The sequence below is a fragment of the Mesorhizobium sp. WSM4832 genome (genome assembly GCF_055811115.1).
In genome coordinates this window covers 95320-115331 of the sequence record NZ_JBVVQH010000002.1, presented here as the reverse complement: position 1 = coordinate 115331, position 20012 = coordinate 95320, and the positions used below count along the sequence as shown (strand labels likewise).

18 protein-coding genes are annotated in these 20012 nt (G+C 64.9%); 11 read left to right on the top strand and 7 right to left on the bottom strand.

Annotated features, from left to right (window positions below; translation table 11 throughout):
- Positions 1-36: 36 nt before the first annotated feature.
- From AC0L2L_RS03620 to amaB, 5 genes are all read left to right on the top strand, one after another.
- On the top strand, positions 37-921 hold the full coding sequence (locus AC0L2L_RS03620; RefSeq protein ID WP_473576244.1) for a transglutaminase family protein: 885 nt from the start codon (positions 37-39) through the stop codon (positions 919-921).
- A gap of 269 nt (positions 922-1190) precedes the next feature.
- Entirely contained in the window at positions 1191-2282 is a 1092-nt protein-coding gene (locus AC0L2L_RS03615) for a DNA topoisomerase IB (RefSeq protein ID WP_473576243.1), read from the top strand.
- 109 nt (positions 2283-2391) lie between these two features.
- The gene (locus tag AC0L2L_RS03610) at positions 2392-2766 is read left to right on the top strand and encodes a YciI family protein (protein WP_473576241.1); all 375 of its coding nucleotides are present in this window, start codon (positions 2392-2394) and stop codon (positions 2764-2766) included.
- Positions 2763-4037 carry an RNA polymerase sigma factor gene (locus AC0L2L_RS03605; RefSeq protein ID WP_473576240.1) on the top strand — a complete coding sequence of 425 codons (1275 nt, stop codon included), beginning with the start codon at positions 2763-2765 and terminating at the stop codon, positions 4035-4037. Before AC0L2L_RS03610 ends, AC0L2L_RS03605 begins: the two co-directional genes overlap by 4 nt.
- A gap of 280 nt (positions 4038-4317) precedes the next feature.
- The gene (amaB, locus tag AC0L2L_RS03600; RefSeq protein WP_473576239.1) at positions 4318-5832 is read left to right on the top strand and encodes an L-piperidine-6-carboxylate dehydrogenase; all 1515 of its coding nucleotides are present in this window, start codon (positions 4318-4320) and stop codon (positions 5830-5832) included.
- A gap of 30 nt (positions 5833-5862) precedes the next feature.
- On the opposite strand, the gene AC0L2L_RS03595 is transcribed toward amaB, so the two are convergent.
- The 6 genes from AC0L2L_RS03595 to AC0L2L_RS03570 all read right to left on the bottom strand — a co-directional run bounded on the left by AC0L2L_RS03595 (position 5863) and on the right by AC0L2L_RS03570 (position 11934).
- The gene (locus AC0L2L_RS03595) at positions 5863-6936 is read right to left on the bottom strand and encodes an ABC transporter ATP-binding protein (RefSeq protein ID WP_473576238.1); all 1074 of its coding nucleotides are present in this window, start codon (positions 6934-6936) and stop codon (positions 5863-5865) included.
- Positions 6923-7861, bottom strand: a complete 939-nt coding sequence (locus AC0L2L_RS03590) for a PfkB family carbohydrate kinase (protein ID WP_473576635.1) — start codon at positions 7859-7861, stop codon at positions 6923-6925. The genes AC0L2L_RS03595 and AC0L2L_RS03590 overlap by 14 nt, the downstream gene beginning before the upstream one ends.
- Positions 7861-8883 (bottom strand): SIS domain-containing protein, encoded by a 1023-nt coding sequence (locus AC0L2L_RS03585; RefSeq protein ID WP_473576633.1) that lies wholly within the window; start codon positions 8881-8883, stop codon positions 7861-7863. The genes AC0L2L_RS03590 and AC0L2L_RS03585 overlap by 1 nt, the downstream gene beginning before the upstream one ends.
- A complete protein-coding gene (locus AC0L2L_RS03580) occupies positions 8880-9725 on the bottom strand; it encodes a carbohydrate ABC transporter permease (RefSeq protein WP_473576237.1) in 846 nt (281 codons plus the stop codon). The genes AC0L2L_RS03585 and AC0L2L_RS03580 overlap by 4 nt, the downstream gene beginning before the upstream one ends.
- On the bottom strand, positions 9725-10609 hold the full coding sequence (locus tag AC0L2L_RS03575) for a carbohydrate ABC transporter permease (protein WP_473576235.1): 885 nt from the start codon (positions 10607-10609) through the stop codon (positions 9725-9727). Before AC0L2L_RS03575 ends, AC0L2L_RS03580 begins: the two co-directional genes overlap by 1 nt.
- Positions 10610-10695: 86 nt before the next feature.
- The gene (locus AC0L2L_RS03570) at positions 10696-11934 is read right to left on the bottom strand and encodes an extracellular solute-binding protein (RefSeq protein ID WP_473576233.1); all 1239 of its coding nucleotides are present in this window, start codon (positions 11932-11934) and stop codon (positions 10696-10698) included.
- Between the two features lie 223 nt (positions 11935-12157).
- Between AC0L2L_RS03570 and AC0L2L_RS03565 the strand changes: the two genes are divergently transcribed.
- The gene (locus AC0L2L_RS03565; protein ID WP_473576232.1) at positions 12158-13360 is read left to right on the top strand and encodes an ROK family transcriptional regulator; all 1203 of its coding nucleotides are present in this window, start codon (positions 12158-12160) and stop codon (positions 13358-13360) included.
- Between the two features lie 11 nt (positions 13361-13371).
- Here the strand turns inward: AC0L2L_RS03565 and AC0L2L_RS03560 are convergent, their stop codons facing one another.
- Entirely contained in the window at positions 13372-14247 is an 876-nt protein-coding gene (locus tag AC0L2L_RS03560) for a hypothetical protein (protein ID WP_473576231.1), read from the bottom strand.
- Between the two features lie 259 nt (positions 14248-14506).
- Here AC0L2L_RS03560 and AC0L2L_RS03555 point away from each other — a divergent pair, with 259 nt between their 5' ends.
- The 5 genes from AC0L2L_RS03555 to AC0L2L_RS03535 all read left to right on the top strand — a co-directional run bounded on the left by AC0L2L_RS03555 (position 14507) and on the right by AC0L2L_RS03535 (position 19943).
- Positions 14507-15340, top strand: a complete 834-nt coding sequence (locus AC0L2L_RS03555) for a GNAT family N-acetyltransferase (RefSeq protein WP_473576230.1) — start codon at positions 14507-14509, stop codon at positions 15338-15340.
- A 129-nt stretch (positions 15341-15469) separates the two neighbouring features.
- Entirely contained in the window at positions 15470-16240 is a 771-nt protein-coding gene (locus AC0L2L_RS03550) for an SDR family NAD(P)-dependent oxidoreductase (RefSeq protein ID WP_473576229.1), read from the top strand.
- Positions 16241-16292: 52 nt separating this feature from the next.
- The gene (locus AC0L2L_RS03545) at positions 16293-17048 is read left to right on the top strand and encodes an SDR family NAD(P)-dependent oxidoreductase (protein WP_473576228.1); all 756 of its coding nucleotides are present in this window, start codon (positions 16293-16295) and stop codon (positions 17046-17048) included.
- A gap of 367 nt (positions 17049-17415) precedes the next feature.
- Positions 17416-18027: a hypothetical protein gene (locus AC0L2L_RS03540; RefSeq protein WP_473576227.1), complete on the top strand. Its 612-nt coding sequence runs from the start codon at positions 17416-17418 to the stop codon at positions 18025-18027.
- Between the two features lie 86 nt (positions 18028-18113).
- Positions 18114-19943 (top strand): S8 family peptidase, encoded by a 1830-nt coding sequence (locus AC0L2L_RS03535; protein ID WP_473576225.1) that lies wholly within the window; start codon positions 18114-18116, stop codon positions 19941-19943.
- The last annotated feature ends 69 nt before the right edge of the window (positions 19944-20012 follow it).

Genomic DNA, 20012 nt, shown 5'->3' with positions numbered 1-20012 from the left:
GCCCAATCGCCGCGCGCTTTTGCTGGAATTGCTCTAGTGCTCTACGACATCAAACTTCAACTGCATTATGATTATGCCGGCGCCGCCGGCGGCGGCCGGCACCAGGTGCGGGTCATGCCGCAGACGATTGCCGGGGTGCAGCGGGTGATCGCCGCCTCGCTGTCCTTCGCGCCAACACCTGCCGAGCGCGCCGATTTCACCGATTTCTTCGGCAACAACGTCACCTCCATTGCCTTTCGCGACGCGCATGAGACGCTCGACATCCGAATGAGCGCACGTGTCTCCGTCTCGCGGCCTGAGCCAGGTCTCGATGTCTCGCCCGACATTCACGGCCTGCGGGCCGAACTGGAGGCGGTGCGCTTGCTGACGCCGGCTTCGCCGCATCATTTCCTCGCCGCAAGCGACCACGCCGGCATCGACGCGGCGATCACGGCCTATGCGCGGCAAAGCCTCGCCGGCTCGGCGGTCGCTACGGCGGTCGATCTTTGCAATCGCATCCACCGTGACTTCACCTATGACGGCAAGGCGACGACGGTGCAGACGCGGGCCAGCGACGCCTTCGCGCTGAAGCGCGGGGTCTGCCAGGATTTTTCGCATATCATGATCGCCGGTCTGCGCGGGCTGGGGATCCCGGCCGGTTATGTCAGCGGCTTCCTGCGCACCATCCCGCCGAAGGGCAAGCCGCGGCTCGAAGGCGCCGACGCCATGCATGCCTGGGTCAAGGCGTGGTGCGGGCGCGACGCGGGCTGGCAGGAATTCGACCCGACCAACGGCATGCGGGCGAGCAACGATCATATCACCGTCGGCTACGGCCGCGACTATTCCGATGTGGCGCCGATCGTCGGTGTGTTGAAGACGACGGGCGGCCAGGCCGGCGAGCAGGCGGTCGACGTCATTCCGGTCGTTGTCGAAAAGGTGTGACGACAAAGCCGATTGCCCGATAGGCGTTTCTCAAGCACGACTGCCGTCGGTATCCTGGGCACCCCAATCAATCGGCTACGACTATCTGGCGGACGAGGCGGGAATGATCCCCGAGGCCGTACCGACCGGGCGAGGTAATTTTCCCGCCCATGCCGACGATGGCGAGCTCTGGATGGCGGATGTATCGGTCATCCAACACGGCTGAGAAGTGCTTTCGGAACCAGTCACCGGCGCGCGGCTTTATCTACGGACAATTTCGCGGAGCCCGCATGTTGCAGCAGTCACGATCGTCCTCGGCCCGTTCAGCGCGGGACGAGGAAACGCGGAGGAACGGTGCGCAGACCTCCGCCGAGAGCGCGTCGCTCATCTATGTGAGCGATGCCGATCCCGGCATCCGCAGGTCGAGGAAAGGCACGGGATTTTTCTACCTGGGACCCGACGGCAGAGCCGTCGACGAAACCACGCTTGCCCGCATCAAGACGATCGTCATTCCGCCGGCCTGGACGGATGTGTGGATCTCACCCGATCCGGACGGCCATATCCAGGCGACGGGCCGGGATCAGCGCGGCCGCAAGCAGTATCGTTATCACCCGCAATGGACCGAGGAACGCGACGGCGTCAAATATTCGAGCCTCGTCACCTTCGCGGAAAGCCTGCCCGCTCTCAGGCGTCAGATCGATGCCGATCTGCGCCGGCACGGGCTGCCTCTGGAGCGCGTCGTCGCCTCGGTGGTCTGGCTGCTCGACAACACCATGATCCGGATCGGCAACGCCGCCTATGCACGGGACAACAAGAGTTTCGGGCTGACCACGCTGCGCGACCGTCATGTCGAGATCACGGGTTCCAGCCTGCGCTTCGCCTTCAAGGGCAAGTCCGGCAAGGAATGGAAGCTGAGGCTGGTTGATCGCCGCATCGCCAAGATCGTGCGCGGCGCCCAGGATCTGCCCGGGCAGAAACTGTTCCAGTATCTCGATGAGGATGGAGATCGGCGGCCGGTGCGCTCGGAGGACGTCAACCGCTACATTCGCGAGGCTTGCGGCGCCGATTTCAGCTCCAAGCATTTCCGCACCTGGGGCGGTACCATTCATGCCGCCTCGCTGTTTGCGCAGACCGAGCTTCCTGAAAACAAGACGCAGCAAAACCGGGTGATAAACAGCGTCGTCGACAAGGTCGCCGAGCGGCTGGGCAATACCCGTGCCGTCTGCCGCAATTGCTATATTCACCCCATGGTGTTCGAGGCGTGGGCCGAAGGGCGCCTGCTTGACGAAATTGCTGAAGCCAACAAGCGCAAACGGCTAATGCCCGGTCTCGACGAGGAAGAAGCGCTGGTGCTCAGATGGCTGCAGGCGCACGGCGCCTGACGACCGGCCGGAAAGTCGCCAAGTTCGTGATCGCGCGTCGAATTTTTTTATCGACCTTGTGTCGGGAAGGGTCTTACTGTCGCGTCCTTTGATACGGAAAGGACCTGCCATGCTCTACGCCATCCTCTGCTATGCCTCCGAAGACGTTGTCTGTTCCTGGAGCAAGGAACAGGACGACGAGGTCATGGCAAAGCTCCTCAACGTGCAGGACAAATACGCCAAGGCCGGCCGACTCGGTCCGGTGGCGCGCCTTTTGCCGACGACTGCGGCGACCACGCTGAGAAGGGTCAAGGGCGAAGCGATCGTGCTCGATGGACCGTTCGCCGAGACCAAGGAACAATTTCTCGGCTTCTACACGCTCGAATGCAGCGATCTCGACGAGGCCGTCGAATTCGCGCGTGAGCTTTCCGAGGTCAATCCGAGCGGCGGCTCCTACGAGATCCGGCCGGTTTCGGTGTTCAATCCGACAAAGGTCGCGGTATGACCGAGCTTGCCTGGATAAGCACCGCAATCAGCAACGCCCGTCCGCAGGCGATGGGCGCGCTGCTGCGCTATTTCCGCGATCTCGACGCCGCGGAGGAGGCTTTCCAGGATGCATGTCTCAGGGCGCTCAACAACTGGCCGAAGAACGGCCCGCCGCGCGATCCGGCCGCCTGGCTGATCTTCGTCGGCCGCAACAGCGGCATCGACGCGGTGCGCAAACGCGCCAAGCAGGCGCCGATGCCGGAGGAAGACCAGATTTCCGATCTGGACGACGCCGAGAGCGACATCGCCGAGCGGCTCGATGGCGCGCATTACCGTGACGACATCCTGCGGCTCCTGTTCATCTGCTGCCATCCGGATTTGCCGGCGACGCAGCAGATCGCGGTGGCGCTGCGCATCGTCTCCGGCCTCACCGTCAAGCAGATCGCGCGCGCGTTCCTGGTCGGCGAGAGCGCCATGGAACAGCGCATCACCCGCGCCAAGGCTCGCATTGCCGATGCCGGCGTGCCGTTCGAAACGCCGGGTGCGGTCGAGCGTTCGGAGCGGCTCGCCGCTGTCGCCGCGATGGTCTATCTGATCTTCAACGAAGGCTACTCGACCAATGGCGGCGAGGCGCCGGCCCGCGCGCCGCTTTGCGAAGAAGCGATCCGCCTCGCCCGTCTGCTGCTCAGGCTCTTCCAGGCCGAGCCGGAGATCATGGGGCTCACCGCGCTGCTTCTGCTGCAGCATGCACGAGCGCCGGCGCGTTTCGACGAGAATGGCGAGATCGTGCTGCTGGAGGACCAGGACCGGTCGCTCTGGAGCCGCAAGATGATCGACGAGGGCCTCGCGCTAGTCGACAAGGCGCTGCGTCACCGCAAGCCCGGCCCTTACCAGGTGCAGGCGGCAATCGCGGCGCTGCATGCCCGCGCGGCGACGGCCGAGGATACCGACTGGACCGAGATCGACCTGCTCTACGGCCTGCTGGAGCAGATGCAGCCGTCGCCGGTGGTGACGCTGAACCGCGCCGTCGCGGTCAGCAAGGTCCGTGGCCCGGAGGAAGCGCTTGCCATGATCGAGCCCCTGGAAGACCGGTTGTCGGGTTATTTCCACTTCTTCGGGCTGAGGGGCGGGCTGCTTATGCAGCTTGGGCGCAACGAGGAGGCGCGCGTTGCCTTCGACCGCGCCATCGCTTTGGCCAACACCGCCGCCGAGGCGGCGCATATCCGCATGCATATCGATCGGCTGATCAAGGAAAGCGCCGAAAAGTCTTCTTTCCAAAAGGCGCGCTGATCCGGCTCTAGATCAAGGATGACGTTTCGTTGAATCGTCGTCTTGATCTAACTCTTTGTTGAAGCATGATCTTCTCCGAGAACCGGTTCTCGGGATCATCCGCTGTTGTCTGGCCCAATTTCGCGACCCGGCCTTGGACCATGCCGGGGTGGCGGTTTTTCCCCGAAACGAGTAATGCCACGCCATGAAAGCGCCCAGCTGTGCCTGACGGCACGGACCACGACATGGCGCATGGCTTCCACTTCCGCCCTATGAGAGGCGGGATCTGAAAGGGACAAAAATGACATTGGCGAACGAAACGGCCTCACTTCTGGAGAAACTTGGTGTTGCCAGGGATGCGCTTTCGGGCGGCGACCTGATCGTGCGCAGCCCGGTGACGGGCGAACAGGTCGCGGCGCTGAAGTCGATCTCGGCCGCCGATGCCGGCAAGGCTATCGATGCCGCGCACAAGGCCTTCCAGGCCTGGCGGCTGGTGCCGGGCCCGAAGCGGGGCGAACTGGTGCGGCTGCTGGGCGAGGAATTGCGCGCGCATAAGGACGAGCTCGGCCGGCTGGTGTCGATCGAGGTCGGCAAGATCCCGTCCGAGGGTCTGGGCGAGGTCCAGGAAATGATCGACATCTGCGATTTCGCCGTCGGTCTCTCGCGGCAATTGTATGGTCTTACCATCGCCACCGAGCGCCCCGGACACCGCATGATGGAGACCTGGCATCCGCTCGGCGTGGTCGGCGTTATTTCCGCCTTCAACTTCCCGGTCGCGGTGTGGTCGTGGAATTCGGCGCTGGCCTTCGTCTGCGGCGACGCGGTGGTGTGGAAGCCGTCGGAAAAGACGCCGCTGACGGCGCTTGCCTGCGAGGCGATCTTCAAGCGAGCGGCCAAGCGTTTCGGCGCCGATGCGCCGGACGGCCTGCTGCAGGTGCTGATCGGCGACCGCGCCGCCGGCGAGGTGCTGGTCGACCATCCCAAGGTGGCGCTGGTCTCGGCGACCGGCTCGACCCGCATGGGCCGCGAGGTCGGTCCCAGGCTCGCCAAGCGCTTCGCCCGCGCGGTGCTGGAACTCGGTGGCAACAATGCCGGCATCGTGTGCCCCACCGCCGATCTCGACATGGCGCTGCGCGCCATCGCCTTCGGCGCCATGGGCACGGCCGGCCAGCGCTGCACGACGCTCAGGCGCCTGTTCGTGCATGACAGCGTCTATGACGCGCTGTTGCCGCGGCTGAAGAAGGCCTATCAGTCCGTTTCGGTCGGCAATCCGCTGGAAGGCAAGGCGCTGGTTGGTCCGCTGATCGACAAGGCGGCCTTCGACAATATGCAGAAGGCGCTGAAGGAAGCCGAAGCGCATGGCGGCAAGGTGACCGGCGGGGCGCGCGTCGAAAACGGCCGTCCGAACGCCTATTATGTGCATCCGGCGCTGGTCGAGATGCCGAAGCAAGTGTCTCCCGTGACGGAAGAGACCTTCGCGCCGATCCTCTATGTGATGAAATATTCCGATTTCGACGCGGCGCTGGAGCAGCACAACGCGGTCGGGGCAGGCCTGTCGTCGTCGATCTTCACCCGCGACCTGCAGGAATCGGAGCGGTTCCTGGGCGTCGACGGTTCGGACTGCGGCATCGCCAACGTCAACATCGGCACCTCGGGCGCCGAGATCGGCGGGGCGTTCGGCGGCGAGAAGGAGACCGGCGGCGGCCGCGAGAGTGGCTCGGACGCCTGGAAGGCCTATATGCGCCGCGCCACCAACACGGTGAACTTCTCCAAGGCGCTGCCGCTCGCGCAGGGCGTGTCCTTCGACATCGACTGAATCGAAGCGGCGCCGCCAAAGCGGCGCTTCTCAGAAAGCCTTGCCGGTTGCTGGATCGAACAGACGCAGCGTGTCCGCGTCGAAGACAAACGCGCATGACCGGCCCTTGGCGACGCGGGCTTGCGGCGGCAGCGTTGCCGTCAGCCTTTGCGTACCGATTCGGGCGGTGGTGACCTGCTCGGGGCCGGTCAGTTCGACGACATCGATCTCGACCGGCAGCGACAGGTCACCACTGCCCGGACCGAGGCGGAGCGCTTCCGGCCTTACGCCGACAATGACCCGGGCGCCGCTACCGGCCGCATTCGTGTAGCGTGCCGGCAGCGCCAGCCGCGCATCCGTGCCGGCGATCGCGAGCTTGCCGTCCTCGACAACCGCTTCCAGCATGTTCATCGCCGGCGCGCCGACGAAGCCCGCGACATAGAGCGTCGCCGGGTGATTGTAGATCTCCTGCGGCGTGCCGAGCTGCTCGATGCGGCCGTCGCGCATGACGGCGATGCGGGTTGCCAGCGTCATCGCCTCGATCTGGTCGTGCGTGACATAGACGACCGTGGTGCGCAGCATCTCGTGCAGGCGCTTCAATTCCGTGCGCATTTCGAGGCGCAGCTTGGCGTCGAGGTTGGAGAGCGGCTCGTCGAACAGGAAGACCTGGGGCTTGCGCACCAGTGCCCGGCCGATCGCGACGCGCTGGCGCTGGCCGCCGGACAGCTGGCCGGGCTTGCGGTCGAGCAGGTTCTCTATCTGCAAGAGCCTCGCCGCCTCGCGCACAGCCTTGTCGCGCTCGACGCCAGGAACCTTGCGCATCTCCAGGCCGAAGCCGATGTTGCGGTGAACGGTCAGGTTCGGATAGAGCGCGTAGGACTGGAAGACCATGGCGATGTCGCGGTTCTTCGGATGCACGCCAAGCACAGAGCGGCCGCCGATCAGCACGTCGCCGCTGGTTGCCTCTGCGAGACCCGCGATGATGTTGAGCAGGGTCGACTTGCCGCAGCCGGACGAGCCGAGCAGCACCAGGAACTCGCCGTTTTCGAGCGCGATGTCGATGCCTTTCAGCGTCTCGACGCTGCCGTAGTTCTTGCGGACATCGCGGATTTCAAGCGCGCTCATGAACGGCATCCTCGAACTGGATCGGCCCGCCATAGTCGCGGGGCAAAGTTGAGATAGCGCGCGACGCCACCCGGATGGCGACGGCCAGGCAGTCCTGCAGCGGCCGGTCTTGTGCCAGCGCAGCCAGGAAGGCCGCGTTGAAGACGTCGCCGGCGCCGATCGTGTCGACGACAGTGACGCGCGGGGCTGCCGCCTCGACGAGCTCGCCGTCGGCGCCGATGGCTATCGCGCCGTCCGGTCCGCGCTTGACGACGACCGTCGCCCCGCCCTTCATGCCGTCGCGGATCCTGCGCGCCGCTTCCGCCGGACTTGCCAGGCCGGCCAGCGTGGTCGTCTCGACCTCGTTGAGAAGGGCCAGTTCGCAGCGCGACAGCCAGCCGCGCGCCGCCACGCAATTCGGTTCCGTCCAGCCGTCGATCGGCCAGCCGGTGTCGAGCGCAACGGCGACGCCGTGAGCATCGGCCCAGTCGAAGAAGGCGTCGTAATCGCGCGTCAGGTCGTCGGTGAGGAAAGAGCCGCAGAGCAGCGCATAGCCGCCGGAAAGCCGTTTTCCATCGAGCACGGAGAGCACGTCACCCAGGCTGAAGCGGGGCAGGTGGCCGCGCGTGGTGAAGAAGGTGCGCTCGCCATCGGGATGGGTCATGCCGACCGACAGCGTCGTGCCTTCGGGACGAACCGGCCATTTTTGCGCACGGCATCCGAAGGCCTCGCGCAGCCAGCGGCCAAACTGGTCGTCACCGAGATTGGCGGCTATCTCGAAATCGATGCCCAGCGCCTGCCAGGCCAGCGCCGTGTTGCCGGCCTGGCCGCCGACCCGCAGGTCGTCATGGTCAACGACGGTCTCGGTTCCTGCCTTCGGCCAGGGCGCGACCGGCCCGACGATCAGGTCGACATTGACGTTGCCGATCACCGCGAGCGGCCGCATCATTCGCTCCGCGTGATCTTGGTGGTGCGCACCGGCGTGCCGGCATTCTCGACACGGGAATCGGCGAAGGCGATCATCAGGCGCTGCGCCACCGGCAGCATGGCAAAGATCGCAGCGAGCCCGGAGGCGGGCTTGAACGTCAATGTGGCGGCGCCTGCGACTTCCGGTTTGCCAGAGGCATCGAAGACGATGAGCCGCGCGCCGGCCTCTACGACCGAGGCAGCCATGGCGGTGGCCAGGCCGGATGTCGGATCGTCACCGCGGAAGAGGACGATGCCGATTTTTTCGCTGAGCATCTCCATCGGCCCATGGCGAAGCTGGCCGCCCTCGAGGGAGTAGCAGGGCAGGCGCGACAGTTCCGTGAGGCCGAGCGCCAATGCTTCGGCCACGCCTTGAAGGCTGCGGCCGGATGTGACCACGGTCGCCACGTTGCCGAGGGCCGCAAGTGCTGCGTCGATCGCAACCGTCTCCGGCACCTCAAGCGCAGCAAGCGCGGCGTCGGGGCTGTCGCCGAGCGCGGCCAGGATGGCGAGATGCAGGGCGAAGGTCACGGTCAGGCTGCGGGTCGCGGCAAAGGCGAGCTCGGTACCGCCGGCGCCGACAAGGCAAGGCACTGTACGCCCCAGGAACGAGCCTGCCTCCAGCGTCAGCCCGAAGGTCTCGGCTCGATCGGTGGTCTCGGCAAACCAGCGCAACACTTCGGCGCTTTCGCCGGACTGCGAGGTGACGATCACCGTCTTGCCGGCCAGCGGCAGCGGCTGGCCGAGTTGTTCCGAAAGCGGCAGCGCTATGGCATCGATGCCATGCGCGCGGTAGAGCGGCTCGACAGCGCGAGCGACGGCATGCGAGGCGCCCATGCCGAGCAGGAGGAGCCTGCCGTTGCGCCTGATCGAGGTGGCGACCTTGGCAGCCACCTCCCGATTGCTCTCGAACGAGGCAAGCGCATCCTCATGCTGGCGCGCCATCTCGCGGTCGATCGCGACAAGGCCTGCCGGGCGTTTCTCTTCTGCAGTCATCATTATCCTTTCACGCCGCCGCTGGTGAGGCCCGAGATCAGCGCGCGTTGCATGACGAGGCCGATCAGCACCGGCGGCAAGGCCGCAAGCACGCCGGCGGTGGCGATCAGTCCGTAGTCGGAAACGCGGCCGCCGGCGAGATCGGCGATGGCGACCGTCAGCGTCTTTGCCCGCTGGTCCGAGGTGAAGAGCAAGGCATAGAAGAACTCGTCCCAGGCAAGCAGCACGGCAAACAGCGCCGATGTCGCCACCACGGGTGCCGCCAGCGGCAAGGTGATGATGCGCCAGGTCTGGAGCAGCCCCGCTCCGTCGATCATGGCGGCGGCCTCGATCTCACGCGGGATGGAATCGAATCCCGATTTCATCAGCCAGGTGGTGAAGGGCGCGAGGATCGTCAGATAGATCAGCGCCAGGCCGAAGACATTGTTGAGCAGGCCGAGATACGACAGGCCCATGTAAAGCGGCACGGAGAGCGCCACCGGCGGCAGCATGTAGGTGGCGATCACCATCGATAGCGACCAGCCGATCGAAGGCGTGCGCGAGACGGCCCAGCCGGCGGGCACGGCAAGCACGACTGCGGCGAGTGTCGCCATGCCGGCAACTTCCAGGCTGTTGCGCAGCGATGCGGTGAAGGCGGCGCCGGCACTGTTCTCGACCGTCGACAAAAGCTGCGCGTAACGGGAGAAGTCGGTCACTTGCGGCCACCAGCGCAGCGGCTTGGCGGCGAGATCGGCCGCCGGCGATATGCTCATGACGAAGAGCCAGGCGAGCGGAGCCAGGATCACGGCTGCGAGCAGGATGGCGCAGAGATAGATGAAAGCGCTGAAGACCGGGCTCTTGCGTTCCATCAGGCTGCACTCCCGGCGGTCTTGCGGACCAGCGTCGCGTAGGCGACCGCAAGCACGGTGACGAGCAAGGTGACGATCAGGGCCAGCGAGGCGCCGGAGCCGGCGCGCTGGAAAGAGAAGGCCTCCTGATAGACGAGGATCGACAGCGAGCGCGTGCTGTTGGCCGGGCCGCCGCGGGTCATCACCCAGATGATGTCGAAGACCTTGAACGCCTCGATGGTGCGCAGCACCAATGCCACCATCAGTGGTCCCGCGAGATAAGGCAGGATGACGAAGCGGAAGCGGTTGAACGGGCCGGCGCCGTCGACAAGCGCCGCGGCGGTTATGTCGCGCGGCACCGCCTGCAGCGCGGCGAGCGCGATCAGCGCCACGAGCGGAAAATTCTTCCAGCAATCGGCGACGACCAGCGCGGCAAGCGCCGTGCCGGGCTCGCCCAGCCATGAGCGGTAGTCGCCAATGATATTGAGCTGCGTCAGAGCGGCATTGAGCGCGCCATATTCGGGATTGTAGATCAGCCGCCATAGCGTCGCGTTGACCACGGTGGGCAGCGCCCAGGGCAGGATCATCAGCCCGCGCAGCACGGCGCGGCCGCGGAATTCCTGGTTGAGCAGAAGTGCTGCAAGAACGCCGATCACCATCTCGGCGGCGACCGAGATGACGGCGAACCAGGTGGTGGTCGAGAGCGTGCGGGTGAAATTCGAGCTCGTCAGCATCTTGGTGTAGTTGTCGAAGCCGACGTAGTTGCCCGCCGTGCCGACCAGTTGGGCGTCGGTGAAGGAAAGCCTGACGGTATCGACCAATGGCCAGCCGATGACGGCGACCATGATCACCAGCAGCGGCAGCATCAACAGCCACGCGCGAAGCGTCATCCAGGTGCCTGACATCAGAGGCGCCTCTCTTCCTTCATTCGGTCAGAAATAGCACGGGCGGCGCTCGTGGATGAGGCCGCCCGCAGTCGAGGAACGCCGTGTCAGAGGCCGCTATTTTCGGCGGCGGTCTTGAGCGCGTCTTCCGGCGTCGTCTGGCCGAGCAGCGATTCCTGGATCGCCTGCTGCAGCGACGTCGACAGCTGCTGGTATTTCGGTGTGGTCGGGCGCGGATACATCGCGGCGAGACCGAGCTTGGCGGCGGCGATCAGTTCTTCCTGACCCTTGGTGACGGCCGGATCGTCATAGGACGAGGCCCAGATCGGCAGCGAGAGCTTGGCAAACTGGTTCTGAGTCGCCTGCGAGGTCATGAACTCGATGTATTTCCAGGCTTCGTCCTGGTGCTTCGACACCGCCGTGATGCCGAGGCCCATCGAGCCGTTGACGGCCGAGACCTCGCTGGTGCCGGCAACGCCCGGCGCCGGCACGACGCCAACCTTGCCGGCGACCTTGGAGTCCTTCGGGTCGTTGGCCATGTTGTACATGTAGGTCCAGTTCAGCGCGAAGGCGGCATCGCCGTTCTCGAATACCTTGCGGACATCCTCTTCCAAAAATTCCTTGGAATTGGGATTGGTGAGGCCCGACTTGTAGCTGTCGACCATGTATTTCAGCGCCGACAGGCCGCCGCCGTTCTGGAAGTCCGGCTTGCCGTCCTTCAGGAAGTCGCCGCCATAGGCGCTGACCAGGGTGGTGTAGTCGCAGATCGCGGCTTCGGCCTGCGACCAGCTCCAGGCGATGGGCGTCTTCAGCAGGCCCTTGTCCTGGATGGTCTTGGCCTGCTCGCCAAGCTCTTCCCAGGTCTTCGGCGGCGCCTTGATGCCGGCCTTCTCCAGGATTTCCTTGTTGTAGAACAGGTATTTGGTGTCGAGGATCCACGGCATGCCATAGTACTTGCCGTCATACTGCACGGTGGTCCAGGCGCCGGGCAGCACGCCCTTCTTCATGTCGTCGGTGATCTTCGACGATACGTCGACCAGCACCTTGTTGGTCGCATATTCGGCCGGCCAGATGACGTCGAACAGCACCACGTCGTAGCCGCCGCCCGACCCTTGCGCGAGCACCGTCTTGTCGTGCAGGCCTTCATAAGGAACGAATTCGAGATTGACCTTGATATCCGGGTTGGCCTTGGTGAAGGCTTCCGTCATCGAGCGCACGTCGGCTTCGCTATAGGCCGCCTGCGCCATGAAGAGCGCGTTCAAGGTGGTTTCGGCGAAGGCGTGAGGGACGAACAGTCCGCCAACGAACACCGCGCCCAGAAGTGTCTTACCGATCGATTTCAGCATTTGTCTTTCTCCCATTTTCGACAGCTGCGAGTAGGCGGCGAAGGCTGTGCCGCTTCCTCGAATGCGCCTCGCGTGTGACCGGATCTGTCCCGAACGGCGTGCGGCGAGAGCTTGAGGCATCTGCCGTCTTTTTGTCGAACCGCCTGGGTTTCACCTATTAAGTCAATTCGCTTGACTTAATTAGTCGATCAATCTTTTAATGGAGTCAAGAGGGGAAACGACAGTGCACGACATCGGTCCGATCCGTGCCAAAAGCGGCACCAACCAGGAAGGCACGAGCGCGCATAACCGCCGCGTCATGATCGAGGCGCTGCGGCTCAACGGCGCGCTTTCGCGAGCCGACCTGGCGCGGGCGACGCAGCTTACCAAACAGGCGGTTTCCAACATCATCGAGGATCTCGAGCAGGACGGCCTGGTCGTGGCGCTGGACGCGGTGCGCAAGGGCAGGGGGCAGCCTTTCACGCCCTATCGGCTGGTCCCCGAGGGGGCCTTCGCCATCGGCCTGCAGATAGACCGGCATTTGACGCGCGTTGTGGTGGTCGACCTCGTCGGCAAGGTGATCGCGCGCGCCGAGGCGGCGCTGCCGTTGGACGAGCCCTCGTCAGGAGCCGAGATCATCCTCGGACTGATCGACCGCGTCAGGCGCGAACTGGCTGGACTTTTTGTCCAGTCCGAGCGGCGGCTGGTTGGACTGGGCGTCGCCATGCCGGGGCCGTTCGGGCTGAAGAACCCCGACAACAAATGGATGATGCCGGCCTGGCAGCAATTTCCGCTGGTGGAGGCGCTTGCGGCCGGTACCGGGCTCGATGTCGGCCTGCAGAACGATGCGGCGGCCTGTGCGACGGCGGAGCGGATCGTCGGCGCAGCGCATGGCGTCGACCACGCCGTCTGTCTTTATGTCGGTTACGGCATAGCCGCCGGGCTGATCCTCAACGGCGAACTCTACAGTGGCGGCAACGGCAATGCGGGCGAGGTCGGCATGGCGCTGCTTTCGCCGGCCGGCCCGGGCTCTACGCCTCTAGAGCATCGGGCCTCGCTCGCCTCGCTCTACCAGCATCTCGGCGTCGACCCCACCGAGAAAGGGCTTTACGAGAAGCTTGGCGCGCTGTCGCTTGCGCAGGACCCAAGGATCATGGGCTGGGTCGAAAGAGCCGCCTCCGACCTGCGCTGGAGCGTGCATCTGATCGAAACGATCTTCGATCCGCAGACCGTCATCCTGACCAGCAGCGCACCCGAGGCGCTGGCCCGGCTTTTGCTCCAGGCCATGCATCCGCTGCTGCCATCGATTGCGGATCGCCCCGTTCGGCGCCTGCCGCGCCTGCAACTCGGCACCACTGACCCCTGGGCGATCGCCGTAGGCGCCGCGGCCGAGCCGATCAGCCGGGCCTTCGATCCGCGTTTTTCCGCTATCCTCAAGGCCGGGTAGGAAAGCGCAAGTCAACCGATCCCGGGCGTCGTGCTGGCTGCAAAGGCCGCTTCGAAGGCCTCATCGACGACCGCGAGCTTGGACGCCTGGACGGCCATGTATTCGTCGAAGAACTGCCGCGAGACCCACATCACGGAATGACCGCGCTGGCCGACCCAGCCGATGCTGCCGAGCGCCTCGGCATCATGGAGTTTGCGCGCCAGATGGGTACGCGAGAGCTTCAGCCAGTGCGCGAATTCACTGACCGAGATGACGCTGGTCGGTATCCTGTCGAGATGAGCGTCCTCCGGATCGACACCCGACATCAGCCAGTCCATGACGATGCCGCCGTTGTTCAGCCAGATAAATAACGAGAAGGTCTGCCTTGGTTCCCGCACGTCCTGGCAGGTCAGCAATCCGTCGGCGATCAGCGGCTGCAAGGTGGACAGCATGTCGGGTCGATCGAGAAAGGTCGCCAGCCGGCCTCCGCCGTCTATCTGGTCCAGCGTTCTCAGATGCGCATGGATCCAGCCGGTGAAGGTCTCGATGGTGCCCTGAGTGACCCGCAAGGGGTGGGCACGGCCATCACCGCTGGCCGAAATATATTCGGCGATGTTGTAATGTAGCATCTCCTTGACGAAGGCTTCGGCGGTGTTGCGGCTGGCGACGGAATTGCGGCGCACGACCTCGATGAAGCGCGCGATCGTCATTTCGGTGCGGCGGTCATTGGGATCACGGCGGAAATGCAGGGCAAGGCCGACATGACCGAGCAGCCAGCGCTGCTGGGTGGCAAAGACGGCGGCCAGCCGCGGGCTTGTTTCGTAAATATGGATGAGCGCGCGCGACTGTTCCTGGACACCGCGAAGCGCTGCCGGGTGACGGGCGATCTCTGCGGGACTCAGCGGCATTTCCTGCGGCACTCCATGCGATTCCAAGCAACGACAAAAGAAGATTCCCAGTCTTCGCCGGTTGTGTCCAGTTGTTCATTGGAACAACGGCGAAAGAGTTGCCGCAGGCCGCGCGGTTGCGACCAAAGCCAGCACAGCAAACGCGCCGGTCGATAACGTTCCGATGGTCAGGCCTCGCAGCCTTGCAGTCTGCCGATGGCGGCCTATCCTGACGGCTGATGCCTGACCATGGCGCCCCCGCCGCCCATAGAGTGAAACGATGCCGAGAACAATCCGGACGCTGACCGCCAGCGAAGTGGAAACGCTCGTCGACTGGGCGGCAATGGAGGGCTGGAATCCAGGCATCGGCGATGCCGCGGCGCTACGGACGGCCGATCCGGAGGGGTTCATCGGCGCCTTCGTCGGCGGTGAGATGGTGGCCGGTATTTCGGCTGTCGCATACGGCCCGGGTTTCGGTTTCATCGGCCTCTACATCTGCCGGCCAGACCGGCGTGGCGAAGGCCATGGCAAGGCGGTCTGGGACGCCGGCATGGCTCGCCTCGGCGACCGCATCATCGGTCTCGACGGGGTGGCCGAGCAGCGGGCCAACTACCAGCGCATGGGCTTCGTGCCTGTCTATGAGACCGTCCGCTACAGCGGTCACCCCGCCGGATTGCCTCAGGGTGGCGACATACGGCCCGTGACAGCCTCCGGCACGGCCGGAATACTCGCCTATGATCGCCAGTGCTTCCCGGCGCCGCGGGAAGCCTTCCTTCGGGAGTGGCTGCGGCAGCCCCGGATCGCGCTGCTCTCCGCGGCATCGGCCGGCATCGCCGGCTATGGCGTGGCGCGCCGGTGCCGCGAAGGTTTCAAGGTCGGGCCGCTTTTCGCGGACGGGACGGACCATGCCCTGGCGTTGGTGGCGGGGTTCTCGGGCAGGATCGGCAATGAGGCATTGCATATCGACGTGCCGGCCGGCCAGGTTCAATTCACCGCCATGCTTCAGGCTGCCGGGATGGTTGCGGGCTTCACGACGACACGCATGTACAAGGGCGGCAAGCCCAGCAGCGCCCGGTCGATGGTTTTCGGCATCACGACGCTGGAGTTGGGATGATCGCGGGCGGCACGGCAGAGGCTGCCGAGACCATTGTTTTGCCCGGCTGGTCCATGCGACATGGCCCGATGACGTGATTTGGGGGCATGGTTGCCGGTGCCCGGCGCTGCGTTTCGTGGAGGTTATCGGATGGCTGGCAGGACGGTTCTGATCGCCGGTGGCGCCGGGGGCATGGGCCTTGCGACCGGACTGCGCCTCGCGGCCGACGGCGAGCGGATCGCGCTTGCCGATCTTCCCGGCCCCAAGCTCGACGCCGCCGTGGCGAGGATCGCCGCGACCGGAGCGGATGCGATCGGTTTGCCGCTCGATATCCGCTCCGTCGCTGCCTGCCGCGACGTGGTGGGCAAGGCCAGGAACTGGGGCGGCTCAATCGACGTTCTCGTCAATGCCGCCGGGGTTTGGCTCGAGGGACCGGCAAACGGGGTCGAGGAAGACCAGTGGGACCTTGTGCTGGATGTCAATCTCAAAGGAGCGTTCTTCCTGATCTCGGCGGCCATCCCGCATCTGTCGGCGGCGCAAGGCATGATCGTCAACATCGCGTCCGACGCCGGCATCGTCGGCAACAATGGGGCGGCCGTCTATTGCGCCTCGAAGGGCGGCCTGGTGCTGCTGACCAAGGCTCTTGCCCTCGAACTCGCCCCGCAAGGCATCAGGGTCAACGCCGTCTGTCCCGGCGACACGGCAACGCCAATGATCGAATATCAGGCCAGGACTTATGGCGCGGGCGATCCCGACGGCTACAAACGCCGGCTTCTGGGGCTCTATCCGCAAGGCGACAGGGCAAGGTTCATTCAGGTGGAAGAGATTGCGTCCTTCATCCACTATCTTTGCCAGCCGGGCGCGGCGCCGATCACCGGGGCCGCGCTTTCGATCGATTTCGGCGTCAGCGCCGGCTACTGACCGATTGCCCGCGCCGGCATATCGGCATTTGCGTCGTGGAGAGGAAATGATCGTGTTTCGCAAATCCCGCAAGGCGCTGGTGACCGGCGCGGGGGCTGCCGACGGCATCGGCATCGCGACCGCGCGAGCGCTTGGCGAGGCCGGTCTTTCGGTCGTCATCACCGCTTCGTCCGCACGCGTCGGTCAACGGGCCGAGGAACTGCGGGCGGATGGGCTGGACGTCCGCGCTTTTGTGGCCGACCTGACGCGCTCGGGCGATGTCGAGCGTTTACGCTCCGAGGCGGGCGAAATCGATGTCCTCGTCAACAATGCCGGGATGGGCACTGTTGGCCAGCCGGCATTGCAGCGGCGGTTTCTCGATCTCAGCGAAAGCGATTGGGATCGCGGCATCGATGTCAGCCTGAAAACCGCGTTCTTGAGCACACGCGGATTTCTGGCCGGCATGGTGCAGCGCGGCCATGGGCGCGTCGTCAACATGGCCTCGGTGACCGGGCCTTACGTCTCCAATGAAGGCGAGGCCGCCTATTCCGCGGCCAAGGCCGGCATGATCGGGCTGACGCACGCGCTTGCCCTGGAGGTCGGCCGCAGCGGCGTCACGGTCAACGCCGTGGCGCCGGGTTGGATCGCGACTGGCGCCTCGACTCCAGAGGAACTCGCCGCTGCCCGCAACACGCCGCTTGGGCGCGCCGGCAGCCCCGGGGAAGTCGCAGCGGCCGTGTTGTTTCTGGCCTCCGACGCAGCCAGTTATGTCAATGGCGCCGTTCTCGTCGTGGACGGCGGCAACATCCTGCAGGAACGCAAGGGATGACCACGGGCGCGAAAGCAAAAGTGGTGGGGGATGGCAGCGGGAGACGCTACCGCCTTTGCCCACACCCATCGAACTACCGGTTCCGCGTCGACAGGTAGCCACGAGGGCTACTCACGCCCCACATCCATTTTTTCGTCCCCCTCACCGTGCCAAAGGCGTTTGCGGACCAACGATTTACCTCGCGATCTAAGCCATTCGGATCAGGCCATTGAGCCTGCGCGCGAGGGTCGATTCGGGGCCATTTTCGGCTCATTTACTTCAACCGGCGCCTAACCTAGCCTCGCTCCAGTCGAGGCGACGCGGCCCCGCATCGGCGATCCGTCGCTGTTCGGCATCATCCCTGGCGCAGCAGACACGGAGAGCTGACATGACAGAACTGCACACCAACGGAAATTATGGAAATTACGAGGGCTACCTCGCCCAGTTGTTCAATCCGGCGGCCGTTGGCGGCCAATTCAATCCCGGCGTCTTTGGCCCTGTCGGCAGCGCAGGGATCGGTACAGGATATGGCGGCTTTGGCGCAGGCGGTGTTCCCAATGCAGCCTTCGCGCCGCACAACCCGTGGGCGCAGAACCTCTCTCAACCGAACGCGCTCTGGCCGCAGCAGCAGGCATCCAATCCGGTTCAGTCGGTCGTCCAGGCTGCCCAGCACATTGCCGCAAGACAAGCCGTGCACGCGCTCCAGTGCGCTCAGGCGCTGCAGCAAATCGTCCAGCACCTGGCGGCGCAACAATATGCTCAACAGTCGATCGGCTGGCAGCCGCAGTTCGGCCAGTTTGGCCAAGGGCAGCCGCAGTTCGGCCAAAGCATGGGCGGCGCCTTCAACGCCGGTCAGATCGGCCAACCATTCCTGCAATCCTATGGATGGAACACGCCTAACCCGATCAACCAGGCGCTGCAGCAACAGGCAATGCAGCAGCTCGCCCAATATCTGGCGAGCCAGCAGCCGGGGCAGTTCCGTCACGGATGGGTCAATTAGATCCATGCTGAGTTCGAAGGGCCTTGGGATCGCCTTCCCTGGCGACCCGAAGGCCGCCTCCTTTCAAGGTCCAAGGAGAGACTGTCATGGCCGAGCAGCAACAGAAGAACGGCAACCACGCGGGCCGACCGGCAGGTTCAGGCCCGGCGAAGCGAACGACGCAAGCCGCGGGCGAGAAACCGGCGGGCCTCAACGAGACATGGAGCGCTACATCGGGCATCCTCACGCGGCGCAAGCGGCAATATCTGATCGCCATCCGAACGCTCCCAGGCTTTGCAGCTTCGCCCGCCAATTCAGTCCATGAAACCTTGAAACAGATGGAGGACGTTGAAATCCTTCGCCGCCTGCGTCCAAAGGGGTTCAAGGGGCTGGGCGCTGGCGCGCAGCCCGGCGCTCAGGAAATCATCGTCGTGCGCATGGACGACCAGCGCGCCGAAACCTTGCAGCAGAGTGCTCCGCCGCATGTCGTGATCGAAGAGGATGCGCGGATTGAAACCGGGATGTCGATGTTCCCAGCGTCTCTTGCCGCGCCGCGCAGGCGCCGCGAGGTCCAGTTCCAGGTTCTCGGCGAGGGCGACCAGCCGCTCGCCAGCGCGGGCGTAACTGTTCTTGGCCGCAGCTTCGGCGCCCTCGCCATTACCGATCAGGCGGGAACAGCCAGCGTCGCGATCCTTGACGCGGAGGCCGACCTTGAGGACGTCGGCGCCATCTATGTGCAGCCCGCGGCCGATCATTGGGAATGCTTTATCCAGCGCCCAATACTGAATCCGGCCGAAACGAACGTCGTCAGGCTGCGTCCGCTGTCCTCGCAGCGGCTCCCGGACGCCGCCAACAAACCGGTGGGCGAAAAGCGGCCCGCCGCCTGGACACAGGAACTGATGGGCCTCGGCCGGCTCGCCGCCGGGCTGACGGGCGTCGGGGTCAAGATAGGGCTGATCGATTCAGGTTGCGACAACAGTCATCCTTCGCTTCGCCACGTGGCGAAGGGGGTGGACCTGACCCGCAGCAACGGTGCCGAGGGCTGGACTCGCGACGAGATCGGCCAAGGCACGCATTGCGCGGGGATCATCGCTGGCACCGGCGATTCAGCGCTGGGTGTGTCGGGCATTGCGCCAGGCACCGAGATTCATGTCTTCAAACTATCTCCGGGCGGCCGTTTCAGCGATCTGATCGAGGCTTTGGATCAATGTATCGAGCGTCAGATTGATATCGTCCATCTCGGAGTTAGCGCCAATCAGGTTTCGGAGCTCGTCGCACGGAAAATTATCGAAGCTCGGCTCCGGGGCGTCGCCTGCATTGCGACTTCGGGCGATGAAGGCGGGCCGGTACGATTTCCCGGCATGGTTCCAGGGGTGTTGTGCGTTTCAGCGGTTGGCAGACTTGGCGAATTTCCAGCCGACACGCATCACGCATTGACGGCGATCCCCGAATTTATCGGGTCCGTCGGCGTATTCGCGACGAACTTCAGCGGCGCCGGCCCCCAAGTCGGGGTTTGCGCGCCGGGCGTTGCGGTCATTTCGAGCGTCCCGGGCGGCGGTCTGGCGGCTCGCGACGGCGGCGCGATCGCGGCGGCCCATGTTGTCGGCTTCGCCGCCTTGGTCCTGGCTCATCATCCGCTGTTCCGGGGCGTCTATGCAAGTCGAGGCGAACAGAGAGTCAATGCGCTGTTCGAACTCGTACTCGCCTCCGCCACGCGTCCTGTCTTCGACCCGACCCGCGTCGGCGCCGGACTACCGGATTTTCGGGGGGTGGCGGGAATGGGCGCGTCCAACGCCGATGCATGGAACAAGACCATGCAGAATCTCGGCGTCTTTGGCGGCGCGAAGGAAGGCCTCGGCGAACGATTCCCACCATCCGTCGGCGCTCCGCCGGGCGCGATGGCGCTGATGCAGCTACACGCCGCTGGACTGATCTGAGCCAAGCAAACGCACGGCCCCAGTCGGCGCCCACTGACGCGGCGAAACGGGTCGGTTGAGGAATAAGAA

Coding starts and splice junctions, on each gene's coding strand:
- AC0L2L_RS03570 (WP_473576233.1), bottom strand. CDS start 11,934: ATGCTGAAATCGATCGGTAAGACACTTCTGGGCGCGGTGTTCGTTGGC.
- AC0L2L_RS03605 (WP_473576240.1), top strand. CDS start 2,763: ATGACCGAGCTTGCCTGGATAAGCACCGCAATCAGCAACGCCCGTCCG.
- AC0L2L_RS03535 (WP_473576225.1), top strand. CDS start 18,114: ATGGCCGAGCAGCAACAGAAGAACGGCAACCACGCGGGCCGACCGGCA.
- AC0L2L_RS03590 (WP_473576635.1), bottom strand. CDS start 7,861: ATGCGGCCGCTCGCGGTGATCGGCAACGTCAATGTCGACCTGATCGTC.
- AC0L2L_RS03560 (WP_473576231.1), bottom strand. CDS start 14,247: ATGCCGCTGAGTCCCGCAGAGATCGCCCGTCACCCGGCAGCGCTTCGC.
- AC0L2L_RS03610 (WP_473576241.1), top strand. CDS start 2,392: ATGCTCTACGCCATCCTCTGCTATGCCTCCGAAGACGTTGTCTGTTCC.
- AC0L2L_RS03540 (WP_473576227.1), top strand. CDS start 17,416: ATGACAGAACTGCACACCAACGGAAATTATGGAAATTACGAGGGCTAC.
- AC0L2L_RS03595 (WP_473576238.1), bottom strand. CDS start 6,936: ATGAGCGCGCTTGAAATCCGCGATGTCCGCAAGAACTACGGCAGCGTC.
- AC0L2L_RS03615 (WP_473576243.1), top strand. CDS start 1,191: ATGTTGCAGCAGTCACGATCGTCCTCGGCCCGTTCAGCGCGGGACGAG.
- AC0L2L_RS03550 (WP_473576229.1), top strand. CDS start 15,470: ATGGCTGGCAGGACGGTTCTGATCGCCGGTGGCGCCGGGGGCATGGGC.
- AC0L2L_RS03580 (WP_473576237.1), bottom strand. CDS start 9,725: ATGGAACGCAAGAGCCCGGTCTTCAGCGCTTTCATCTATCTCTGCGCC.
- amaB (WP_473576239.1), top strand. CDS start 4,318: ATGACATTGGCGAACGAAACGGCCTCACTTCTGGAGAAACTTGGTGTT.
- AC0L2L_RS03575 (WP_473576235.1), bottom strand. CDS start 10,609: ATGTCAGGCACCTGGATGACGCTTCGCGCGTGGCTGTTGATGCTGCCG.
- AC0L2L_RS03555 (WP_473576230.1), top strand. CDS start 14,507: ATGCCGAGAACAATCCGGACGCTGACCGCCAGCGAAGTGGAAACGCTC.